This window comes from Amycolatopsis heterodermiae, from assembly GCF_034929455.1.
GTDB lineage: Bacteria > Actinomycetota > Actinomycetes > Mycobacteriales > Pseudonocardiaceae > Amycolatopsis > Amycolatopsis heterodermiae.
In genome coordinates this window covers 532,019-554,598 of sequence record NZ_JAYFSI010000004.1, presented here as the reverse complement: position 1 = coordinate 554,598, position 22,580 = coordinate 532,019, and the positions used below count along the sequence as shown (strand labels likewise).

Here is a 22,580-nt window from a genome sequence, read left to right as displayed (position 1 = left end):
GTCGACACCCGTGACTGGAGAGTCGACACGCGTGACTGGAGAGCCGACACCCGTGATTGAAGGGTCGGCTCCCGTGACCGGAGAGTCGACTCGCGTGATTGGAGGGTCGACACGCCGGTTTGGTGGGTCGGCTCCCGCACTCGGGCAGCGGGTTCGCGTGCTCGGGCGAGCAACTCGCACACCTGGACGGACGACACACGCACCCGGAGGGGCGGCTCCCGCACCCGGGCAACGGGTTCGCGTGCTCGGGCGGGCAACTCGCGTACCTGGACGGACGACACGCGCACCCAGCCGGACGACACGCGTACCTGGATGGACGACACACGTACCCGGAGGGGCGGATCGCGCACCCAGACAGCGAGTTCGCGGGCTGGCAACTCGCGTAACTGGAGGGACGACTCGCGTACCCAGCCGGACGACACGCGTACCTGGACGGACGACACGCGTACCTGGACGGACGACACGCGTACCTGGACGGACGACACGCGCACCCGGGCAGTTGGGGCGGGGGCGGTTGGGGTGGGGTCATGCTGTCTCCTCGCGGAGCGAGGGGGCCGGGGCCAGGTGAGCGGCGGCGGAGCGAAGCGAGCCGTCGCGAGACGGGAGCCACAGGTGCGCCGAGACCGGGCGGGCCGCCGCGCCGCGGCCTCGCGCCCGGACCAGCGCCTGGCGTTGGCGGAGGTGGCCGTAGCCGTCCTCCAGGCCTGACCAGGGTTCCAGGCGGCAGGACAGCTCGACGTCCGCGGCCGGCCAGGCGCCGAACGCCAGCAGGACCGCGCCTCGGTGGCGGGCTCGGGCGGACAGGCGGCGGGCTACCGCCGGCTGGATCGTCGACGTCGAGGCGACCACCAGGTCCACACCGTCGAGCAGGGCCGCGAGCACCGCCGGGAGGTCCGCGCCCGGGCGTGGGACCAGCGCCAGGCGGGCGATGTCCACGCCGTACTCGGCCGCGGCCGCCAGACCCAGTGAGGGCAGGCCGACCACCGCCGCCCACGACCCGGCGGCGGTGGCTTCGGCCAGCAGGGCGAGCAGCAGGGAACTCGACCCGTGCACCGCCACCGTGGTTCCGCGCCGGAGCCCGGCGGCGGGCAGCAGCCCGGCCAGCGCCGGGGCGACCGGGAGCACCCTTCCCGTCACCCGCGCCTGGTCGGCCTGGGCCGCGACCCGGCTCGCCGTGCTGACCCCGGGCAGGGCCGCCAGCCGGGCCACCGGCGGCTCCACCACAGCGGTCACCGCACGCACCTCCCCACCAACGGACCGGAGACGACGGCCGCGCCTCTCCCAAAACACGACCGGCACCTCTGGTACACCGCGGGGAAGGCGGCGGATCCATGTCGAACACCTGTTCGACGTCTTCAGTCAACCGCGAACCGCGAACCCTGTCAAGTCACCCACAAGTGGGGTACGACGCCTGGAAAGCCAGACGCGCAGGTGCTCGGTCACCCGGGTCCGGAACCCGTTTCGCCTTCAGGCTGACGAGCAGGTCCTCGAGCGTCACGTCCTCGGCGCCCAGGAGCCGTGCGTCCGCGCAAACCGCGCCGCTGGGCGGTCGAACGCGGCCCGCGATCCGGCCCAGCCGGTCAAGCGTGCACCGCGCGCAGGTGCGCGGTCAGCCGCGGCGCGCAAAGCGACTCCGGCAGCGCCCGGGCCCGCGGCGGGAGCGGGGCCAAGCCGGGGACGTCGAGCGGGCCGGGAGTCACCCCGCCACCGTAATGAAGTTGCCCGCGCACCGAGGACCTCATTAGACAGACCCGTGTGGAGATCGAAGCCGCACGGCCCGAAGACTGCCCGGAACTGCTGGTCCTGCAGCGCTGCTGCTGGGTGCAGGAGGCGATCCTCAACGACACCCTCGACATCCCCGCGCTGCACGAGACCCTCGAAGACCTGCGGGACTGGACGAAGACCTGGTCGGTCTGGACGCTGCGGGACGGGCACCGGCTGATCGGCGCCGTCCGCGCCCGGCTCGACGGCGACCGCTGGGAGCTCGGCCGGCTGATGGTCGCGCCCGACTTCGCCGGCCGCGGGCTGGGCCGCCGTCTCCTCGCGCACGCCGAGGCTCAGGCGCCCGCCGAAGCGCGCCGGTTCGTCCTGTTCACCGGCGCCCGCAGCACCCGCAACATCACGATGTACCAGCGCGCGGGCTACCGGCTCACCGACCTCCCGGACGCGCCGGGGCACATCCGCGGCGCCGTTCACCTCGAGAAGGACGTCACACAGCGCGAAATCTTCGGTCCGCCCGCTTGACGCTGCGGGGTCGGCTAGATTCCCCGGTGGACTTCTGGGGGTGACGATGACCAACGGACGCGGACGGCCGATCCTGTGGGCCGCCGGAGTGCTGGTCGTGGCGGGCGCGGTGCTCGCCGTCGTGCTCGCGAGCGGGAGCGGCGGGCTGCCCGGCGCGAAGGCCGCGGCCCCGGGTCCGACGACCGTGGGAGCGGAGTGGCGGACCTTCCGCGCCGAGGTCACCGGGATCCGCCCCGGCCCCGATCTGTTCAGCCTGTTCGTGCAGGTCGCCCTGCCCGGCAAGGACCCCGGCTGCGTCCAGGACCCGCGGATCGAGCAGGTCGTCGAGGCGAAGACCGACATCCGCGCCGACGTGTTCTACTCGACGCGGCCCGCGGCGGGCGGCTGCGAGGCCAAGGTGCCCGCCGAGCTGCGGCTGACCACGTCCGGCCCGATCGCGGACCGGACGGTGATCCTCAACGCCGACAACGGCAACTCCTGGCACAAGCTCGGTGCCGGCTGGGGCCACTGCGCGCCGCAGGGCACCTGCGCCCCGCCCGCCGACCACTGCGACCCCGCCTGGATCGGCGCGGCGGCGTCCGCGGCCGGCGCCGAGAGCAGCGGCACGACCCGCGTCTGCGACGCGAACTGGCTGGTCCTCGACCTGCCGGCGCAAAAGGCCGCACCGCCGTCCCGCACGGCCTTCCGCTGGAGCGACGCCGGGTGGACGTCGTTCGCGCAGGCCAAGACCGCGGGTTGCACGGAGATCCGGGCGGCCGACCCGAAGTTCCCCACGGCGCTCTGCAAGACGCTGCCGGCACCCGCGTGATCGACGTAATTCTGCGGCCCTTCCGCGAAGAGGACCTGCCCGTCCTGGACCGGTTCGCCACCGAGCCGGCGGTGCTCGGCGTCCACCAGTGGGCCGGGTTCGCCGACCCGCGAGCACGCCGCCGCCGCTGGGCCGAAGACGGGTTCCTCGGCACGCGGGACACCGCGCTGGCCGTGGTGGCCGACGACGCCGTCGCGGGCATGGCGAGCTGGGAGGCGGCCGATCGCGGCGGACCCGCGGGCGGCTGCTTCGAGATCGGCTTGACGCTCCTGCCGGAACACCGCGGCCGTGGCACCGGGCTCGCCGCGCACCGGCTGCTCGTCGCGCACCTGTTCGCCGTCACCCGCGCGCACCGGCTCGAAGCCTTCACCGACGGCGAGAACATCGCCGAGCAGAAGACGCTGGAGCGCGCCGGGTTCCACTGCGAGGGCGTGATGCGCCAGGTCACCTGGCGCAACGGGAGCTGGCGCGACGAAGTGATCTACGCGCTCTTCCGTCCTTAACGCGGCAGCCGCTTGACGATCTCGGCGCCGACGGCCTTCACGGCGTCGTCCGCCTCCTGCTGCGGAATCGGCGATTTCGAGAAGAATCCCTTGTCCCAGCCGGAAATCTCGACCGTGAAGACGTTCGTGCCCTTGAGGACGTGCAGTTCGGCGCCGCTGAACGCGCTCTGGGTGATCAGGCGGACCAGCGCCGCCTTGTCACCGAGGCCGCGCACCTCGGTCGGCGCCACCTCCGGTTTCGTCGGCATGAAGCCGTTCTTCGCCTGCTGCGCGGCGCCTTCGCCGGAGTACTCGACGACCCGGATGTTCATGGTGGCGTCGCGGACGTTCTCGTCCGGTCCGGGCTTGAAGCCGCACCCGATCTGCTTCAGGCCCGGCACGGACGCGGCGCCGCCGGCGTTGGTGCCGGTGAAGCTCGGGAACCCGGCCTTCTCCAGCACCAGCGCGGGGATCTGGCATTCGCCGGGCACCGGCGACGACACCGGGTCGACGCCGGTGCTCGCGTAGTAGTCACTCGCGAAGATGCCGAGCGGGATGCCGGCGCCGAGCAGCACGACGACCGCGCCGACGATGCCGAGGATCAACCCGGTCTTCTTTTTCTTGGGCGGCGGCACCGGACCGCCGTACCCGGGCGGCGGGTAGCCCTGCTGCGGCGGGTACCCGGGCGGCACCTGGCCCGGCTGCTGGGGATACCCCTGCGGCGGATAGCCGGGCTGCTGCTGGGGGTGACCCGGCGGCGGGCCGTAGCCAGGCGGTGGCTGCTGGCCGTACCCCGGCTGTCCCTGGCCGAACGGCGGCGGTTGCTGCATCGAGCCCTCCCTCTCGAAGCCCCGCCGCCGGCGCCGAGACGCCGGCGGCGGGTGGATCAGTGCGCGAAGTGCCGCGTACCGGTGAGGTACATGGTGACGCCCGCCTTCTCCGCGGCCGCGATGACCTCGGCGTCGCGGACCGAGCCGCCGGGCTGCACGACCGCGCGGACGCCCGCCTCGACCAGCACTTCCAGGCCGTCCGGGAACGGGAAGAACGCGTCCGACGCGCCGACCGAGCCCTTGGCGCGGTCACCCGCGCGCGAAACCGCGAGCCGCGACGAGTCGACGCGGTTGACCTGGCCCATGCCGACGCCGACGGTCGCGCCGTCGGCGGCCAGCAGGATCGCGTTCGACTTCACCGAACGCAGCGAGCGCCACGCGAACTCGAGGTCGCGCAGGGTCTGCTCGTCGGCCGGGGTGCCGGTGGCCAGCGTCCACGACGCCGGGTCGTCGCCCGGCGCGTCGATCGCGTCGACGGTCTGCACGAGCACGCCACCGGAGATCTGGCGGAACTCGATCGGCGCCGGGTGCGCGATCTCCGGCAGCTTGAGCAGCCGGATGTTCTTCTTGCGCTGCAGGATCTCCAGCGCCTCGGTGTCGAAGTCCGGTGCGAGCACGACCTCGGTGAAGACCTCGGCGATCTGCTCGGCGGCCTCGCGGCTGACCGGCCGGTTCGTCGCGATGACGCCGCCGTAGGCCGAAACCGGGTCGCACGCGTGCGCCTTGCGATGTGCCTCGGCGACGTCGGTGCCGACCGCGATGCCGCACGGGTTGGCGTGCTTGATGATCGCGACGGCGGGCTCGGCGAAGTCGAACGCGGCCCGGCGCGCGGCGTCGGTGTCGACGTAGTTGTTGTAGGACATGGCCTTGCCGTGCAGCTGCTCGGCGTGGGCCAGGCCGGCCCGGTGTCCCCGGTACAGCGCGGCCTTCTGGTGCGGGTTCTCGCCGTAGCGCAGCACCTCGCCGCGTTCCCAGCTGATGCCGGAGAACTCGGGGAAACCGGAGTCGTCGGCGGGCGCGTAGACGTTCGAGAACCACGACGCGACGGCGATGTCGTAGGACGCCGTGTGCGCGTACGCCTGGGCCGCGAGCCGCTTGCGGTCGTTCAGGTCGAAGCCACCGTCGGCGACGCGCTCCAGGACCCAGCCGTAACGGGCCGGGTCGACGACGACCGCGACGCTGCCGTGGTTCTTCGCGGCACCGCGGACCATGGCCGGGCCGCCGATGTCGATGTTCTCGACGCAGTCCTCGGGGCTCGCGCCGGAGGCGACGGTCTGGGTGAACGGGTAGAGGTTCACGACCAGCAGGTCGAACGCCGCGATGTCCAGCTTGCGCAGCTGCTCGACGTGGTCGGGGTTGCCCTGGTCGGCGAGCAGCCCGGCGTGCACGCGCGGGTGCAGCGTCTTGACCCGGCCGTCCAGCGACTCCGGGAACCCGGTGACCTGCTCGACCGGGGTGACCGGGACGCCCGCGTCGGCGATGACCTTCGCCGTGCCGCCGGTGGACACGATCTCGACGCCGGCCGCGTGCAGGCCCGTCGCCAGGTCCAGGAGGCCCGCCTTGTCCGAGACGCCGATCAGCGCCCGGCGGACCGGGCGCCGTCCCAGGTCAGTGCTCACGAAATGTCACCTTTCGTCCGTCCACGGTGCAGCCACCGCGGCCGAGTCGCTCGATCGTTTCCACCAGCAGCCTGCGTTCGACGGCCTTGATCCGTTCGTGCAGGACGTCTTCGGTGTCGTCGTACTCCACGACGACGGCCTCCTGGGCGATGATCGGCCCGGTGTCGACCCCGGCGTCCGCGAAGTGCACGGTCGAGCCGGAGACCTTCACGCCGGCTTCCAGCGCGTCGCGGACCGCGTGCATCCCCGGGAACGACGGGAGCAGCGCCGGGTGCGTGTTGACCACCGTGAACCGGCCCAGGAACTCGCCACCGAGGATCTTCATGAACCCGGCCGAGACGACCAGGTCGGGCTGGTAGGCCCCGACGGCCTCGGCCAGCGCCTTGTCCCAGGCGGCGCGGTCGGGGTGGTCGGCGACGCGGACCGTGAACGACGGGATGCTCAGCCGTTCGGCGCGGGTCAGCGCCTCGATGCCGGTGCGGTCGGCGCCGACGGCGACGACCTTGGCCGGGAAGCCGGACCGCCCGGTGGCGTCCAGCAACGCCTGCAGGAGGGTGCCGGAGCCCGACGCGAGCACGACGAGCTTCACCGGAGTGGGCAGCTCCAACCGTTGAGACAGAGCAGGCTCCTTAGCCGCCGGCGGTGCGCAGCCAGGGCGCACGGCGCTTCACCAGGTCGCGTCAACCCTAACGGTCGGCCTCGCCCGGCTCGACGTCGCCGCAGGTCTCGGTGCCTCCGGTCACAGCCTCGTCGGGCTCGGCGGCACTTTCACGTGAAAGTGCCGCGTCCTCGGACCCGTCACTTTCACGTGAAAGTGACGGGTCATCGAGGCCGAGTTCGGCGTCCGCCTCGGCTTCGAACTCGGCGTCTTCGTCGTCGAGAGCGTCTTCGTCCTCTTCGGACTCTTCGAGTTCCTCGAGCGCTTCGGCTGCTTCGTCGGCGTCGACGTCTTCGGCGTCCTCAAAGGCTTCGTTGTCCTCGAGCGCTTCGGGCGGCGCGGGCGGCTCGTGCTCCCCCGCGAAGAACGCCGTGAACGCGCCCGGGATGACGATCCAGCAGAACCCGACCACCGAGGCGACCCCGACGGGCACGCTCACCGGGTCGAACGGGCCGTCGCCGAGCCGTCCGCCGGACAGCGTGCCCAGCACGACGCAGCCGAGGGCGACCACCGCGCCGGCCACCGCGACCGTGCGGATGCGCTGGGCCGGGTCGGCGTCGACCTTGCGCAGCGACCAGCCGACCAGCACACCGGTCGCGGCCGGCAGCACCAGCAGGGCCGGCCACCAGGCGCTCGAGTGCTCGGGCAGCCCGCCGAGGATCGGGACGCCGGGGACGGTGCCACCGTGGTAGCCGAACATCCCGACGTTCAGCGGGCCGATCGAGAACCCGGGGCCGGTGACGAACGACAGCGACGCCGTGACGGCGTTCGGCAGGTACATCAGGGACAGCAGGAAGAGCCCGAAGCTGCTGCCGAAACCGGGCTCGTACATGTCGGCCACGGTCGACCAGGACACCGCGGTGGCCACGGTGAACACGGCGGCACCGCAGGCCAGCAGCAGCGCGAGGCCCAGCACGCCCGCCCGGAGCCCGCGCAGGGCCAGCGGGTCGAGCCGCTCGGCGACGACGTCCGGCAGGCCGCAGGACCACACGATGCCCACGGCCGACGCCACGGCCGCGAGCAGCCCGGGCACCGCGCACGCGAGCAGCGGGTTCGCCGTCACCGGCGAGCCCTGCGCGCAGAGCGCGATGACGAGCCCGAACACCGCGTGCGCGCCGGTGATCGCCGCGAACACCGGCAGCGCCTCGCGCGGCGACCGGCAGCCGAGCCGCTGGGCGGCGCCGGACGCCGTCCGCGCGGCCAGCGCGACCGCGCCCAGCGTCGGCAGCAGCGGCAGCAGGCCGAGCGGGTGCCCGCCGATCCCGAGACGCACCTGGTGCGCGGCGAGCCAGCCCGGCCCCGCGGCCAGGAGCACGCCGAAGCCGGAGAAGACGGTGCGTTCGGCGGTGAGCGTGACCAGGGTCAGCACGGTGGCCACGACGGCGTAACCGGTGACCAGCGGGCCGAGCGCCGCCGCGAGCAACACCCGCACCCGCGCCGCGCCGGTCGGTTCGACGCCGGGTTCGAAGTCGCTCACCGGCTCTTCGCGGGGGTCGCGGGTGAGCAGGTCCATGATCCGCACCCTGGCATCCGGGCTGGTCCGTACGGGTGAGCCACGCCGCCGCCGGCCGGCGTGGGGAAGCTAACCCACCCGGTCGGGTAACCCCCGGAGTGCAAAACACCCGCTGTGACACGAAGCGTCACAGCGGGTGTTTTGCGAGCGGCTTGTGTCAGCTCGACTTGCCGAAGCCACCGGGCGGCGTGCCCGGGTTGTCCGACGGCGGCTGCTGGAAGAACTGGCCCTGCATCGGGGCGTACGTCGTGGCCTGCTGCCCCGGCGGCGGCGTGGTCGACGGCGGGTTCGGCGAGCCGTACTGGCCCGGCTGCGAGAACGGCGCCGGCGGCTCACCCGGCGCGCCCTGCCCCGGCTGCTGCCCGAACTGTGCTCCACCTTGGGGCCCGCCCTGCTGGCCGTACTGCTGGCCGGGCTGGCCGTACTGGCCGCCGTAGGACGGCGCGGCGGCCTTCGGGGACGGCGCCTTGACGATGTCGTACTCGAAGAGCACCGCGGCGACCGCGCCCAGCATCTGCAGGATGCCGAGGATCAGGATGACCACGACGATGCCCGGGGCGCTGGGCAGCGCGACCAGCGAGTCGAGCGCCTCGAGGGCGCCGAGCACGCTGAAGAGCGCGGCGAACGGCAGCGTCCGCGGGCCCTTCGGCAGCGCGTGCAACCCGGCGAGCAGGGCCGCGACCAGGAAGAAGGTCGTGGCCGAGCCGACGGCGGCGTTGTCGGAGAAGCCGAGGAAGTACTGCACGAGGCCGAAGACCGCGACGACCAGCGCGAGCAGCAGCGGCAGGTTCTGCGTCAGGTTCGCCGGCCCCGAAGGTGCCTGGTGCGAGTGCGGCGGCTGGGGCGGCTGCTGCTGCGGGAAGCCGCCGGAGGGCGGGGGTCCGGGGGGCTGCTGGCCGCCACCCTGCTGGGGGTAGCCGGGCCCGCCGCTGGGGAAGGTCATCGGGAAGCACTCCTGTCGGTTCGACCGGCACTCCGGGGCACGAGGGCACCCGGGGAAGACGAGGCGGCTTGCGTGCGCAGAACGCTAGCGCACTCGCAGGCCACCAGCCCATCAGACGCGTGAATACCTCGAGAGGTTTCGTCCTGAAACCAGGAAAGGCCGGGCACCCGGAGGGTGCCCGGCCTCACCAGGAGTTACTCCCCGGAATCAGCCGAGGCTGTTGTACAGCTCACGCGCCAGGACGGCGGTCTCGCTCGGGGTCTTCCCGACCTTGACGCCGGCGGCCTCGAGGGCCTCCTTCTTGGCGGCGGCCGTGCCGGAGGAACCGGAGACGATGGCGCCCGCGTGGCCCATGGTCTTGCCCTCGGGCGCGGTGAAGCCCGCGACGTAACCGACGACCGGCTTCGTCACGTTCTCCTTGATGTAGGCCGCGGCGCGCTCTTCGGCGTCGCCACCGATCTCGCCGATCATCACGATGACCTTGGTCTCGGGGTCCGCCTCGAACGCCTCGAGGGCGTCGATGTGCGTGGTGCCGATGATGGGGTCACCGCCGATGCCGACCGCGGTGGAGAAGCCGATGTCCCGCAGCTCGTACATCATCTGGTAGGTCAGCGTGCCGGACTTCGACACGAGGCCGATCTGGCCCGGGCCGGAGATGTCGGCCGGGATGATGCCGGCGTTCGACTTGCCGGGGCTGATCACGCCGGGGCAGTTCGGCCCGATGATCCGGGTCGTGCCGCCCTTCGCGACCGCGTGCGCCCAGAAGTACGCCGAGTCGTGCACCGGGATGCCCTCGGTGATGACGACGGCCAGCGGGATCTCGGCGTCGATCGCCTCGACGACCGCGTCCTTCGCGAACTTCGGCGGCACGAAGATGACCGACACGTCGGCGCCGGTCTCCTTGATGGCCTCTTCGACCGTGCCGAAGACCTTGAGGTCCTTGCCCTCGATGGTGACGGTCTGGCCGGCCTTGCGGGCGTTGACGCCACCCACGATGTTCGTGCCGGACTTCAGCATCTTGGTCGCGTGCTTCATGCCCTCGGAGCCGGTGAGCCCCTGCACGATGACCTTGCTGTTCTCGTTCAGGAAGATCGACATCTTCACGCACCTGCCGCGGCGAGCTCGGCAGCCTTGTCGGCCGCGTTGTCCATTGTGTCCACCACGGTGACCAGCGGGTGGTTCGCGTCGGCCAGGATCTGGCGACCCTCGACGACGTTGTTGCCGTCCAGGCGGACGACCAGCGGCTTGGCGGCCTCGTCGCCCAGGATCTTCAGGGCCTCGACGATGCCGTTCGCCACCGCGTCGCAGGCGGTGATGCCGCCGAAGACGTTGACGAAGACGCTCTTCACGTCGGTGTCGTTGAGGATGACGTCCAGCCCGGCCGCCATGACCTCGGCCGACGCGCCGCCGCCGATGTCGAGGAAGTTCGCCGGCTTCACGCCGCCGTGCTTCTCGCCCGCGTACGCCACGACGTCCAAAGTGGACATGACGAGGCCCGCGCCGTTGCCGATGATGCCGACCTGGCCGTCGAGCTTGACGTAGTTGAGGTTCTTGGCCTTGGCCTTCGCCTCGAGCGGGTTCTCCGCTTCCTTGTCCACCAGGGCCTCGTGGCCCGGCTGGCGGAAGTCCGCGTTCTCGTCGAGGGTGACCTTGCCGTCGAGGGCGATGATCTTGTCCTGCGGGTCACGGACCAGCGGGTTGACCTCGACCAGCGTGGCGTCCTCGGAGACGAAGGTCTCCCAGAGCTTCACGACGACGTCGGCGGCCTCGTCGATGATGTCGGCCGGGAAGTTGCCGGCCTTCAGGATCTCGAGCGCCTTCGCCTTGTCCACGCCGGCGATCGAGTCGACGGGGATCTTCGCGAGCGCTTCGGGGCGCTCGACCGCGAGCTGCTCGATCTCCATGCCGCCCTCGGAGGACGCCATCGCCAGGAACGTGCGGTTCGCCCGGTCCAGCAGGAAGGAGAAGTAGTACTCGGACGCGATGTCCGAGGCTTCGGCCACCAGCACGCGACGCGTGATGTGGCCCTTGATGTCGAGGCCGAGAATGGCTTCCGCCTTCTCCTTCGCCTCGTCGGGCGTCTGGGCCAGCTTGACGCCGCCCGCCTTCCCACGGCCGCCGACCTTCACCTGCGCCTTGACGACGACCTGGTTACCGATCTGCTCCGCGGCGGCCTTGGCTTCTTCGGGGGTGCTAGCCACCGAGCCCGGCAGAACCGGTACTCCGTGGGCGGCGAAGAGATCCCTCGCCTGGTACTCGTAGAGGTCCACTACTCCAGTCTCCTGACGACACGCCACTGCAGGTGGTCCGCGACCGGACCGCGCTGTCGGACCAGTCGAGGTTAGCGACCTGCGCGAACGGCGGGGACTCCGCACCTGGTGAAGTCGGTCACCGTACGCGGTCAGACGGTGTTCCCGGAGTGTGAGACCGCCCACCGGCCAACCATTCCGCCACTTCGCCGGGGGTTTCGAAGACGCCGTTCGCCGGATCTGCCGTTTCCCCGAGGCGGAAGACGCGAACATCTTTCAGGCTCGTCCGCAGCTCACCGCCGAGCACGCCGACGGCGTCCGGGTCCTCCTGCTCGGCGATGCGGGCGACCTGCTCGTCGGTGTCCACCGGGCCGGCGTGGACGACCTCCATGCCTTCGTCGCGCAGCACTCGGCCCAGCGCGACGGCCCGCGGGTCGGGCCCGCCGAGCTCGACGACGAGCACCCGCGGCCTCGCCCGGCTCACGCCTTCCGCCGGGCACCCGCGGCCGACATGGCCGCCGCGACCAGCAACGCGACGGCCGCGGCGAGCGCGACCCAGAACCCGGTCGCCGGGCTCGCGCCCCCGAACGAGCCGCCGACGAGCGGCAGCTCGGCGGCGTGCAGCACGGCGAGCAGGGCGGCGCCGGCCAGCAGGGCCGCGGCCGGTCGGGGCCGCGACCGCAAGGCGAGAACGGCCGCACCGACGACCACCGCGGCCGCCGTCAGCAGGCCCCACGAGGGCGTGTCGAAGTTCGACCAGAGGCCGGGAGCGACGTAGCCGGGCACGGTGAAGACGGGCAGCCCGAACGCGGCGACGGCCAGCACGGCCCCGGCCACGACGGGGGTGAGCACGCCGCCGTTGGGCTGGGCGCCGTCCCCGGCGTCCTCCCGCTCGACGACGCCGGTCCCGACGGCGGCGAGCGCGGCCAGGACGGCCAGCACGAGCGCGGCGAACGCCCACGCGGCGCCGGCACCGAGGTCGTAGGTGAACACGGGTGCGGCGCCGCTCGGGTCGGCCCCGCCGAACCCGGCGAGGTTGCCGGCCTGGGTGGCGGTCAGCGCGGTGTTGAGCACGGCCGTGCCGGCCAGCACGATCCCGGCCCAGGCGAGCGCGAGCAGCGACCGCGCGACCGGAGCTGTCGGTGCGACGAGCACGCCGAGGCTCAGCACCGCGACCACGATCGCGGCGGCGAGCAGGAACCAGCGGGCCGGGCTTTCGGCGGCCGCGCTGACGGGCGCGGCGGCGGCCGGGTTGAGCGCGGTGACGGCGACTTGCGGCGCGAGGGTGCCGATCACCGCGGCCAGTGCCGTCGCCAGCCCGAGCACGCCGGTCGTCAGCCGCCACCAGAACAGGCCGGGGAGTTTCGCCGCACCGGCGAGGTTCTCGGCGTCCTCCTTCGAGGTTTCGGTCAGCCGCGTACCCGCGAGCCCGGCGACGGCCACCATCGCGAGCAGCACGAGAACGGGTCCCCAGGCGACATGCAGATCGTCCCGGGAAAGCCCGGCCACCACGGACGGCAAGGCGACCCCGCAGCCGGCGGCGGCGAGCCCGCCGAGCGCTCCGCGAGCGACGCGTTCGGAAGGAGCGGCGAGCGCCAGCACGGCGGCGAACGGCAGAGCCGCGGCGAGCAGCAGGTAGCCACCGAGAGCGGGCCACGGCCCTTCGAAAGCAGCGCGGGCGAGCAGGAAACCGTTGTCCGAGTGGACGGGAGCCGTCAGCAACCCCACGGAAGCGGCCACGGCGAGCAAGGGCACGAGCAGCCGCCACCGTCGCCGTTCGGGCTCTTCGTCACGGGCCCGGACGGCCCGCCAGGCCACCACCCCGGCACCCGCGGTGAGCACGTCCCCGGCAACGAGCAACCAAAACCCGGCGCCGACGCTCGAGCCGCCCAGGAACCGGTCGGGCAGGTACAGCTCGGGCCGGATGGTGAGGGGCCCGTTGACGGCGAACTGCAGGTCGAGCACCAGCCGCCCGGGAGCCAGCGCGGCCAGCCCGAGCACGACACCGGCGGCCAGGCCGGGCTTGCCACGCATGGTTACGGCGGCGAAGACGGGCCCGAGCGCGAGCACGGCCAGCCAGGGCCAGCTGGTGAAGCCCGGGGACGCGGCCGGCGACACGGGGACGAAGGCCGCTGCGGTCAGGGCGACGGCGCCGAGGGCGAGGAGTACGAGAGCTGTGGTCAGCTGCGGGTTGACGTAGTCATCGTCCGCCCAGGGGGTGATGGGGGGTTCTTCGGCCGGTCGTTTGGTGGCGGGGGTTCGCTTGGCCGCGGATTTCGGCGTCGGCTTCACGGCTTCGCCGCTACGCCTCGCTGACTCCGCCTGAGATCGCGCGGGCGAGGCTTCTTCAGTGGGCACAGCATTTTCACCGGAACTCGACGCAGAGGTGACCTCCTGGGCGCGAGCCGGCTCAGCGGATCCACGGGCGGCAGCAAGGCCCAGTGCAGGGGTTTTCGCCGAGTCCGCTGCCGTTGAGGTGGCCTGGCCGCCGTCGGTGGGCTGCGGGGAGCCGCCTGCTGCCTTGAGACCGAGGGCAGGCGTCTCTGTGGCGTCCGGCGTTGGCTGGGCGGCCGGGAAACCCACCGTCGGCGGCTCTGGTGCGGAGTCGGCCGGCGGGGTTGGGCTGTCCGTCGCCTCGGGGTTCCGGCTCGCGTGGGGGCGCGGCTGGTTGCCGGGGGCCGGGGTTCGGGGGGTGCCCGGGGAGGCGGGGGCGCTCCCGGCTGGGGGCTCTGAGCGTGGGGGCATTGCCCGCGAACCTAGCAAGTCCGGGCCGCTCGGGGAGCGTCGCCGGGGCTCGAGTCGTCGAGCAGTGTTCAACGCCGTCCCGCAAATCCTTATTCCGGGGGCGCCGGTGCCGCGGGCGTCTCGGGGGCCTCCGGCCAGACGGAAACGGTGTAAGGCACGTCACACCTAACGCCGTAAACCCCCTCTAACTTTGCGTAATTGCCACAGGTGGGCGCAAAATCGCGACCACCCGATCGGCCGACGGACGGGGCACATCTTGCTTACAGCGGTGCCCCTTCGTTACTGTCCCCCGGTCCCCATTACAGTCAGGTCACGAAGTAGGACACCGAGCAAACCACCCCCGAGGTTGGCTCACCGGGTTCCCCCGCCCGCGGTCCTAGGCCCGGCTCCCCGACGATGGAAGGCCCTGTCTTGGCTTCACACCGCTCCCCCGGCGGCCAAGCTCCTTCCCCGGCATTGAAGGACGCACTGCAAGGTGCGGTCGTTCGTGTCCGGGGTGCGCACCGCATCGCCCCGCCCTCCTCGGCCCTTCGCGGCCGGGTCGTGGTCGCCGCTGTGGCGGCTGGTGCGTTCGCGGCCGCCGCCGCGGGCTCGACCCTCAAGACGGTCACCGACTCGGACACCGCCGTGACGCCCCTGGCCAACAGCCAGGACGCCAGCGCGTCGCTCACCGCGGGAGGTGCGGGCTCCGGGGGCGCCCCCGAGCTCCTGCCCACCGGCCACACCGTCGACGCTTCCGCCGAAGCCGCGAAGCTCGCCGACAGCGCCTCGATCACGCAGGCCCGCGAGCAGCGTGAAGCCGACGCCGCCAAGAAGGCCGCCGAAGAAGCCTCTCGCCCCAAGACCTGCCTGCCCGCGCACGGCACGTTCACCTCGGGCTTCGGTGCCCGGTGGGGCACGAGCCACCTCGGCATCGACATCGCCAACGCGATCGGCACCCCGATCTACGCCACCTCCGACGGCACCGTGATCGAGGCCGGCCCGGCCAGCGGTTTCGGCCTGTGGGTCCGGGTTCAGCTCCAGGACGGCACGATCCAGGTCTACGGCCACATGAACAGCTTCTCCGTCAAGGAGGGCCAGAAGGTCAAGTGCGGCGAGCAGATCGCCGAGATCGGCAACCGCGGCCAAAGCACCGGCCCGCACCTGCACTTCGAGGTCTGGCAGAACGGCACGAAGAAGATCGACCCCCGGCCCTGGCTGGCCGCGCGCGGCATCGTCATCTGAGCCGCCCGGGTCACCCGACCCGATCGCCCCACCTTTCACGGCCGCGCGAGAGCTGCCCAGCAGCCGCGCGGCCGAGGTGGTGAGAGCCACCGAGGCGAGCTGAGACCGCCCCTGGACACGCGGGGTGGTCCGGACCACCCACGGCGCTCCCCTGCCCGCCCACAAGCTCCTCAGCGCCCGGAAACGCCTACCGATGGCCTCCCGGGAGACCGGCGGATGAAGTACGCCACCGCGACCTCCCAGACCGTGCAGAGCTCCGCCGGTCTTCGCACCGGCCACCAGCCCCACGCCACCGTGGTCTTCGCGGAGCGGACACGCGCGGCCCTCCGGGCCCTGGTCGTCCAGCGGCGTCCCCGGCCGCAGGTGACGCAGTGCCCGTCCGCGCCCAGTTCGTGCTGCCTGAGCAGCGCTCGCCAGGCGGCGGCCAGCCGGCACGCCTCCGCTCCCGCACGCGAAGCAGTTCCTGAAGCCCCCGAAGGCTCCCGACCCCGATCCGGAACCGTCGTCCCCAGGACTCCTCGCAAGTAATTTTGTACCCCTTCGGCCAGCAGGCCAAACAGCACCGCGTCCACACCAGGCTCTCCCCTCGTCGAACTCGTGTTCGATCACGGGGTCAGTTCTACCGGTGGGGTACGACGATTCCGGCGGCGATCGCCGAGATCGCCGCCGGGATCACCCGTAAGAGTGTTAGAGCTTCACCATCGGGACGCTGCCGATCAGCATCAGCCGGACCTTGCCGGCCGCGCCGAAGTCGATGGTCGCCGTCGCGCGCGGGCCGACGCCGTCGCACGAGACGACCGTGCCCAGGCCGTACTTGTCGTGGCTGACGCGGTCGCCGACGTCCAGCTTCAGCGCCACCGTGTCCTTCCAGCCCTTGCCGAACGAGCTCACGCCAGGGGAAGAAGAGGGCGCCGACGAAGACCGGCCACCCCAGGTGGTCGCCGCCCGCGGCGTACCGCGCGAACCGCTGCCGAACGAGCCGAAGCCGCGGCTGGACGGCTCCAGGCGCCGCCAGTCGACGAGGTCCGGCGGCAGCTCGTCCAGGAACCGCGAAGCCGGGTTCATCGACGGCTGGCCCCACGCCGACCGCGTGATCGCGCGCGAGACGTACAGCCGCTTGCGGGCCCGCGTGATCGCGACGTACGCGAGCCGCCGTTCCTCGGCCAGCTCGGTCGGGTCGCCCAGGGCCCGCATGTGCGGGAAGACGCCGTCCTCCCAGCCGGTGCAGAACACGACCGGGTACTCCAGGCCCTTCGCGGTGTGCACGGTCATCAGCGTGACCACGCCCGCCCCGCCGTCGCCTTCCTCACCACCGTCGGGAGAAGGCACCGAGTCGGCGTCCGCGACCAGCGACACGCGCTCCAGGAACGCGGGCAGCGAACCCGGCGCCGGGACGCCCTCGTCCACGACCAGCTCGGCGTTCTCGTCCGCGACGATCTCGGCGGTGATCTCGGTGAACTCGCGGGCCACCGTGACGAGCTCGGTCAGGTTCTCCACGCGCGTCGCGTCCTGCGGGTCGTCCGACTCCTCGAGCTCGACGCGGTAGCCGGTCTTGTCCATCACGGCTTCGAGGACGTCGTGCACCTCGGCCCCGGAGGTGATCAGGTCGCCGAGCTCGTCCAGCATCGCGACGAACCCGCCGATCGCCTTGACCGAGCGCGGGTTCAGCAGCGGCACCCGGTCCTCGGCGGCGTCGCGCAGCGCCTGGGCGAACGAGATCCGCTCGCGCTCGGCGTGCGTCGCCACGACGGCTTCGGCGCGGTCGCCGATGCCGCGCTTGGGCACGTTCAGCACGCGCCGCAGGCTGACCGTGTCCTCCGGGTTCGCCAGCACGCGCAGGTAGGCGACCATGTCGCGGACTTCGCGCCGCTCGTAGAACCGCACGCCGCCGACGACCTTGTACGGCAGGCCGAGCCGGATGAAGATCTCTTCGAAGACACGCGACTGGTTGTTGGTGCGGTAGAAGACGGCGACGTCGGAGTAGTCGGCCTCGCCCTTCTCCGCCAGCGCGTCGATCTCGTTCGCGACGAAGGCGGCCTCGTCGTGGTCGTTGTCCGAGACGTAGCCGACGATCTTCTCGCCGTCGCCCGAATCGGTCCACAGCCGCTTCGCCCGCCGGTTCGGGTTCCGCTCGATGACGGCGTTGGCCGCGGACAGGATCGTCTGCGTGGAGCGGTAGTTCTGCTCCAGCAGGATGGTGTGCGCGTTCGGGAAATCCCGTTCGAACTCTTCGATGTTCCGGATCGTCGCGCCGCGGAAGGCGTAGATCGACTGGTCCGCGTCACCGACGACGACCAGCTCGGCCGGCTCGACGCCCGACTCGTTCGGCGCGGTCCCGGCCAGTTCGCGGACCAGGGTGTACTGCGCGTGGTTCGTGTCCTGGTACTCGTCGACCAGCACGTGCCGGAAGCGCCGCCGGTAGTACTCGGCGACGGCCGGGAACGCCTGCAGCAGCGAGACCGTGCGCATGATGAGGTCGTCGAAGTCGAAGGCGTTGGCCTGGTTCAGCCGCCGCTGGTACTCCGCGTAGACCTCGGCGACGCGGCGCTCGAGGTCATTGCCCGCGTTGGCCGCCGCCTCGTCGGCGTCGACGAGCTCGTTCTTCAGGTTCGAGATGTGGATGGCGAGGGTGCGGGCGGCGTAGCGCTTCGGGTCGATGTCGAGGTCCCGCGCGACGAGCGTGATGAGCCGCTTGGTGTCGTCCGAGTCGTAGATGGAGAAGCTCGACGACATGTCCAGCGTCTTGGCTTCACGGCGCAGGATCCGCACGCACATCGAGTGGAACGTCGAGACCCACATGGCGTTCGCGCGGCGCCCGACGAGCGCGGCGACGCGGTCGCGCATCTCGGCGGCGGCCTTGTTGGTGAACGTGATCGCCATGATTTCGCCGGGGTGCACCCGGCGTTGCCCGAGCAGGTAGGCGATCCGGCGGGTCAGCACCCGGGTCTTGCCCGATCCCGCACCCGCGACCACCAGCAGCGGGCCACCGGCGTGGGTGACGGCTTCGCGCTGGGCGGGGTTGAGGTCCTCGAGCAGATCGGCCTGCCCGCCGGAAGCGGGCTTGCGCGCGGGGGTCTCGGCGGGGAGATCGAAGAGGGTGTCCATCGTCCGTCCACGCTACCCCGGGCGGGTGGGCTACCGCGTCAGGCGTAGCGGGAGATGTCGCCTGGCGCCCGACGCGCGGGCGGCCCGCCGCGCGGAGCATCGGCTGCATGGAAGACATCCACCCCGCCCGCCTCCGGGCCGCCGACGCCGATCGCGAGCGCGTCGCCACCGCTGTCCAGTCCGCCGGCACCGAAGGCCGGCTCACCCTCGACGAGGTCGAAGAACGCCTCACCCACGTCTACGCCGCGAAGTTCACCGACGAGCTGACCGCGCTCACCGCGGACCTGCCGCGGCCGGTGCCGCCGTGGCCCGGTTTCCCGCTGTCCCGGGCGGCGCTGCGCCGTCACCCCGCGCTGCGGCTGCACCTCGCCGTGGTGGTCGCCGTCGCGGTCGTGGCGATCGTCCGGTGGGCCGTGCTGGGCGCCGGATTCTTCTGGCCGGCCTTCCCGATGTTCTGGCTCGTGGTGAGCCTCTTCGTTCATGCGCGGGTCCGCTCGGCCCGGGAACGCGCCCGGACGGCTGTGCCATACTGAAGTCATGCGGCACTACGCAGAGCGATTTTTCTACGGGACCCGGACTCCGGCTCCCGTGATCGCGTAGTGCCCGAACCCGCCATCACGCCAGCCCCGGAGTCCACGGACCCGGGGCTGTCGCCGTCCCTGGGGCCGGATCCGGGCTTCAAGGAAGAGGTCCCGATGAACGCACGAGCGACGAACGCCGACGGCCAGCCCGCCGAGCACACCCCCGCCGGTGACGACATCGCGTCACTGCGGCAGGAGATCGACTGGCTCGACAAGGAGATCCTGCGGCTGGTGAAACGCCGGGTCGAGGTCTCCAAGACGATCGGCGCCGCGCGGATGGCCGCCGGCGGCACGCGGATCGTCTACAACCGCGAGATGGACGTCCTCGCGCGCTACCGCGAGCTGGGTCCCGACGGCCGTCAGCTGGCCATGGCGCTGCTGAACCTGGGCCGCGGGCGGCTCGGCCGGTAACGGTTGGCCGAATTCGGGGTCTTCCCCGAGGCACCGGCGGCCCCGGTACGGGCAGACTGTGGTCATGGACTGGCTCGTGAACCTCATCGCCGTCATCGTCGCGCTCGCGAGCGTGCTGGCCGCGCTGGGCCATGTGGGTTATCTGGCGCTGTTGAACAATGCGGCGGGTAAGCGCGCCGGAGGTGCCCCGGTTGCGCAGTACGTCCGCAGCCGATGGGCGATTGCCGGCGGTACCACTGCGGCATCACTGTTCGCCTGGTTGCTCACGCTCGGGGGAACGCCGCTCGACATCATCGCGATCCTCGTCGCTGGGGGTAGTGGCGTGGTGGCCACGAAGGCGCTGCAGTCGACCCGGGATCGCTACCGCACCGGCAGCTGAACGCCCCTGAGCTGTGGCGATTGCGCTGCGTGAAAACGCGCGGTGCCAGCTTCCCCCTTTCGGTCGCGCCCGACCGAGTGAAACCTCTGCAACTTGCAGGTTTGGGGGCGACTTTCTACGCCGGATGCTCCTAATGTTGGGGCCGTGAGGACCCTTGCGCCTGGGTCGGGCGACGCCCGGAAGGCGCGCGGGGGCACTGGCCCCGCGCGTCCATTCTCGCATGCGCGTGCATCTGCGCAGGATTCCGAACAGGATTCCGCGCGTGAGGGTGCTCCGTTCGGGTTGACCGGGCGCCGGATGGCGTCAGGCTCCGTCCGCCGGGTGGTCGAGTCCGCATGAGCAACGGCACGGAGTTCCACGGCCGCGGCACCGCCCCCGCGCACCCCGGACGGCACCGGCAGGGCGTCACCGACGGCTGGACGCCTTCGGCGCCGCCGTACCGTCCCGTGCGCCACTGCGCGGACGACACGGCACCGATCGACGTGCCGGTGTCCGGGTCGCTCCCGCTCCCCCAGCCCAGCCGGCCGCTGCTGCCCCAGCCGCGTGACCGGCGGCCCGCGCTCTTCCCCGCCACCCAGGGCCACCTGCCGCTGGACGACGGCCCCGACTTCGGCGAGCCGGGCCCGGTCTCGATGCCCGACACCGAGTCGCGCGCCGACCAGGCCGCCCGGCGCACGCGAGTCTCGCTCGCCAGCCCGAAACCGCGCTGCGTCGAGCCCGACGAGGACGACGTCCGCATCTACGCCGCCCCGCCGATCGACGCCATCGACGGGCTCGGCGGCTTCCCGATCGGCTCGGTGCCCGCGTCGGTGACCCCGCCGAAGACCTGGCGGAAGGCGGCGTGGTTCGCGACCGGCGCGTCCGGCGCCGTGGTCGTCGGGCTGCTGTTCGCCGGGTCCTACCTGGTCGGCAACCCGCCGATGGACCAGGCCGTGCAGGGCGCGTGGCCCGGTTACCAGGGCGCGCCGACGGTGGACGACCCCGCGAACGGCGAGCAGCACCAGCCGACCTCCCGGCCCGGCGGGTCCGCGGCGGGCCCGGACAGCACGCGGCAGCCGGACGACGCGAGCGCGACGAACGAAACGACCGACGGCGGCGGCGCCGGGCCGGTCGACGGCGCGTCCCCGCCGCCGCCGGGCAGCACGTCGGGGCCGTCGACCACCGACGACCCGGCCACGATCAGCCGGGCGCCGCAGAAGCCGCCGGTCACCTCGGCCGAGCGCGAGACCCCCGTGAAAGCGCCGTGGTGGTACTCCTTTCCGCCCGACGTCCAGACCCTGGGCGACAACTCGGAGAAGTTCTTCAACACGGTCACGACCGACCCCGGCACGGCCTCGTCGGTGACCACCGGCCAGCTGCACGACCAGGGGCCGCGGGCGCTCGCCGAGCGGTACGCCGGCATCGCCTACTTCGAGGTCAAGAAGGTCAGCATCGACCAGCAGCGCGGCGTCACGGTGAACACCGTCGAGATCACGCACGATGACGGGACCAAGACGATCGAACAGCGCACGCTGACGTTCGGGGACGGCGACAAGATCACCAGCGACGGTCAGTGACCGGACCTGCACGTGCGGTTCGCCCGTTCCGATGCACGTGCGGTGCGCCGAGCGGTTAGCCCTGGTCCGGGTGGGTGACATAAGCTGCCGCTCGTCGTGTCGCGGAGGCATTCCGGCGACAGAGCCTGGCGATTGCCTTCCGCGCAGGGTTACCTAACGACAGCGGGTCCGGAACCGGCCACGAGTCGGCCATCCGGACCAACGGGCACCCGGCCGAACAGCCGAGTGGCCGTCCCCGGAACCCCAGAGCGAGGACTTTCGTGCTTGATCGGCAGCGCACACGGCGTGAGGTACCCAACGCCGTCCGCGTCGAGGACGTGATCCCTGCCGAGATTCTCGACGGCGTCGGTGACGCCGACCGGGACTATCTCGAGCAGGTCTTCCGCGATCCGCAGAAGTTCCTGCCGCCGCGCCCGGAACCGGACCGCGAAGCCGAGCAGGCCGACGACCAGGGTGAGCCGGAGAGCCGGTTCGTCCGGCGCGCCAAGCTGGCCGGGCTCCTCGCCGCCGGCGCGCTCGTTGCCGGTGCCGTGATCGCCGCGCCCATGCTGACCAGCGCGCACCGCGCCGTGTCCGCCGACAGCGGCCAGTCCACGCCCGCCGGGTTCAACGGCGCCGCGGAGCTCGGCGGCCTCGCCGTCCCGCAGCGCCAGGCCGGCGGCGGGACGCCGGAGCAGCCCGGCCCGGCCACCCAGGGCACCACGCACTCCGGCGGTGCCCCGTCGGCCCAGGAGTCGACCTCCGGTGGCAGCCCGCAGCCGCAGGCGGCGCCCAAGACGTCGGACGCGGTGCCGGACGCCGCCGCGGACCCGCGCAGCGCGACCCGGAAGATCCAGGCCGTCAAGGACTTCTACGCCGCGATCGCCAAGAACTCGGACGGCGCGCTGGCCCTGCTCAGCCCGACGCTGGCCGACGGCGCCGCCGGTGAGCTGGTCCGCACGTGGAGCGCGATGGACGCGATCGACGTCCAGGAAGCCGACACCCAGATCAAGCCGGACGGCTCGATCCTGGCCGTCGCCACGCTCCACCGGCCGGACGGCGCGCTGGTGCGCGTGACCCAGCTGTTCCGGGTCGCGGACACCGGCGGATTGATCACCGAGGCCGAGCTCGTCTCCGCCCAGTACATGTAGCCCAGGGCGATCACTCCTTCACCCGTGGTTCAAGTGCCTGTACCGGATTCGTGTGCGCAGAGTGAGCGCCTAGCCTTGTCACGCGTCGGTCTCGGAAATGCCG

20 protein-coding genes are annotated in these 22,580 nt (G+C 72.1%); 9 read left to right on the top strand and 11 right to left on the bottom strand.

Annotated elements, in window-relative coordinates:
* Positions 1-525 precede the first annotated feature (525 nt).
* Positions 526-1,233 (bottom strand): hypothetical protein, encoded by a 708-nt coding sequence (locus tag VA596_RS21710; RefSeq protein WP_323329626.1) that lies wholly within the window; start codon positions 1,231-1,233, stop codon positions 526-528.
* Positions 1,234-1,755: 522 nt separating this feature from the next.
* Between VA596_RS21710 and VA596_RS21705 the strand changes: the two genes are divergently transcribed.
* The 3 genes from VA596_RS21705 to VA596_RS21695 are packed head-to-tail and all read left to right on the top strand — an operon-like array spanning position 1,756 to position 3,555.
* Positions 1,756-2,244, top strand: a complete 489-nt coding sequence (locus tag VA596_RS21705) for a GNAT family N-acetyltransferase (protein ID WP_323329625.1) — start codon at positions 1,756-1,758, stop codon at positions 2,242-2,244.
* 46 nt (positions 2,245-2,290) lie between these two features.
* Complete coding sequence (locus VA596_RS21700; RefSeq protein WP_323329624.1) at positions 2,291-3,052, top strand: hypothetical protein; 762 nt, start codon at positions 2,291-2,293, stop codon at positions 3,050-3,052.
* Positions 3,049-3,555 carry a GNAT family N-acetyltransferase gene (locus tag VA596_RS21695; protein ID WP_323329623.1) on the top strand — a complete coding sequence of 169 codons (507 nt, stop codon included), beginning with the start codon at positions 3,049-3,051 and terminating at the stop codon, positions 3,553-3,555. The genes VA596_RS21700 and VA596_RS21695 overlap by 4 nt, the downstream gene beginning before the upstream one ends.
* Here VA596_RS21695 and VA596_RS21690 read toward each other — a convergent pair.
* From VA596_RS21690 to VA596_RS21650, 9 genes are all read right to left on the bottom strand, one after another.
* Positions 3,552-4,364: a hypothetical protein gene (locus VA596_RS21690; RefSeq protein ID WP_323329622.1), complete on the bottom strand. Its 813-nt coding sequence runs from the start codon at positions 4,362-4,364 to the stop codon at positions 3,552-3,554. The genes VA596_RS21695 and VA596_RS21690 overlap by 4 nt on opposite strands.
* Before the next feature lie 56 nt (positions 4,365-4,420).
* Positions 4,421-5,983, bottom strand: coding sequence for a bifunctional phosphoribosylaminoimidazolecarboxamide formyltransferase/IMP cyclohydrolase (gene purH, locus VA596_RS21685; RefSeq protein WP_323329621.1), 1,563 nt, complete (start codon positions 5,981-5,983; stop codon positions 4,421-4,423).
* A complete protein-coding gene (gene purN / locus VA596_RS21680) occupies positions 5,973-6,590 on the bottom strand; it encodes a phosphoribosylglycinamide formyltransferase (RefSeq protein ID WP_323329620.1) in 618 nt (205 codons plus the stop codon). Before purN ends, purH begins: the two co-directional genes overlap by 11 nt.
* Before the next feature lie 79 nt (positions 6,591-6,669).
* Entirely contained in the window at positions 6,670-8,163 is a 1,494-nt protein-coding gene (locus tag VA596_RS21675; RefSeq protein WP_323329619.1) for a cell division protein PerM, read from the bottom strand.
* A 148-nt stretch (positions 8,164-8,311) separates the two neighbouring features.
* Complete coding sequence (locus VA596_RS21670) at positions 8,312-9,097, bottom strand: DUF5336 domain-containing protein (protein WP_323329618.1); 786 nt, start codon at positions 9,095-9,097, stop codon at positions 8,312-8,314.
* Positions 9,098-9,304: 207 nt separating this feature from the next.
* Positions 9,305-10,195: a succinate--CoA ligase subunit alpha gene (sucD, locus tag VA596_RS21665; RefSeq protein WP_323329617.1), complete on the bottom strand. Its 891-nt coding sequence runs from the start codon at positions 10,193-10,195 to the stop codon at positions 9,305-9,307.
* 2 nt (positions 10,196-10,197) lie between these two features.
* On the bottom strand, positions 10,198-11,367 hold the full coding sequence (gene sucC / locus VA596_RS21660; protein WP_323329616.1) for an ADP-forming succinate--CoA ligase subunit beta: 1,170 nt from the start codon (positions 11,365-11,367) through the stop codon (positions 10,198-10,200).
* Between the two features lie 118 nt (positions 11,368-11,485).
* Positions 11,486-11,830 (bottom strand): hypothetical protein, encoded by a 345-nt coding sequence (locus VA596_RS21655; protein ID WP_323329615.1) that lies wholly within the window; start codon positions 11,828-11,830, stop codon positions 11,486-11,488.
* Positions 11,827-13,638, bottom strand: coding sequence for a hypothetical protein (locus VA596_RS21650; RefSeq protein ID WP_323329614.1), 1,812 nt, complete (start codon positions 13,636-13,638; stop codon positions 11,827-11,829). Before VA596_RS21650 ends, VA596_RS21655 begins: the two co-directional genes overlap by 4 nt.
* A gap of 996 nt (positions 13,639-14,634) precedes the next feature.
* Here VA596_RS21650 and VA596_RS21645 point away from each other — a divergent pair.
* Complete coding sequence (locus VA596_RS21645; protein ID WP_323329613.1) at positions 14,635-15,315, top strand: M23 family metallopeptidase; 681 nt, start codon at positions 14,635-14,637, stop codon at positions 15,313-15,315.
* A gap of 687 nt (positions 15,316-16,002) precedes the next feature.
* On the opposite strand, the gene pcrA is transcribed toward VA596_RS21645, so the two are convergent.
* Positions 16,003-18,420, bottom strand: coding sequence for a DNA helicase PcrA (pcrA, locus tag VA596_RS21640; RefSeq protein WP_323329612.1), 2,418 nt, complete (start codon positions 18,418-18,420; stop codon positions 16,003-16,005).
* Positions 18,421-18,527: 107 nt separating this feature from the next.
* On the opposite strand from pcrA, the gene VA596_RS21635 reads away from it, so the two are divergent.
* From VA596_RS21635 to VA596_RS21615, 5 genes are all read left to right on the top strand, one after another.
* Positions 18,528-18,953: a DUF1707 SHOCT-like domain-containing protein gene (locus tag VA596_RS21635; protein WP_323329611.1), complete on the top strand. Its 426-nt coding sequence runs from the start codon at positions 18,528-18,530 to the stop codon at positions 18,951-18,953.
* A 162-nt stretch (positions 18,954-19,115) separates the two neighbouring features.
* Entirely contained in the window at positions 19,116-19,412 is a 297-nt protein-coding gene (locus VA596_RS21630) for a chorismate mutase (RefSeq protein ID WP_323329610.1), read from the top strand.
* Between the two features lie 64 nt (positions 19,413-19,476).
* Positions 19,477-19,791: a hypothetical protein gene (locus VA596_RS21625; protein ID WP_323329609.1), complete on the top strand. Its 315-nt coding sequence runs from the start codon at positions 19,477-19,479 to the stop codon at positions 19,789-19,791.
* A 335-nt stretch (positions 19,792-20,126) separates the two neighbouring features.
* Positions 20,127-21,347: a hypothetical protein gene (locus VA596_RS21620; protein ID WP_323329608.1), complete on the top strand. Its 1,221-nt coding sequence runs from the start codon at positions 20,127-20,129 to the stop codon at positions 21,345-21,347.
* A gap of 260 nt (positions 21,348-21,607) precedes the next feature.
* A complete protein-coding gene (locus tag VA596_RS21615) occupies positions 21,608-22,477 on the top strand; it encodes a hypothetical protein (RefSeq protein ID WP_323329607.1) in 870 nt (289 codons plus the stop codon).
* Positions 22,478-22,580 lie beyond the last annotated feature (103 nt).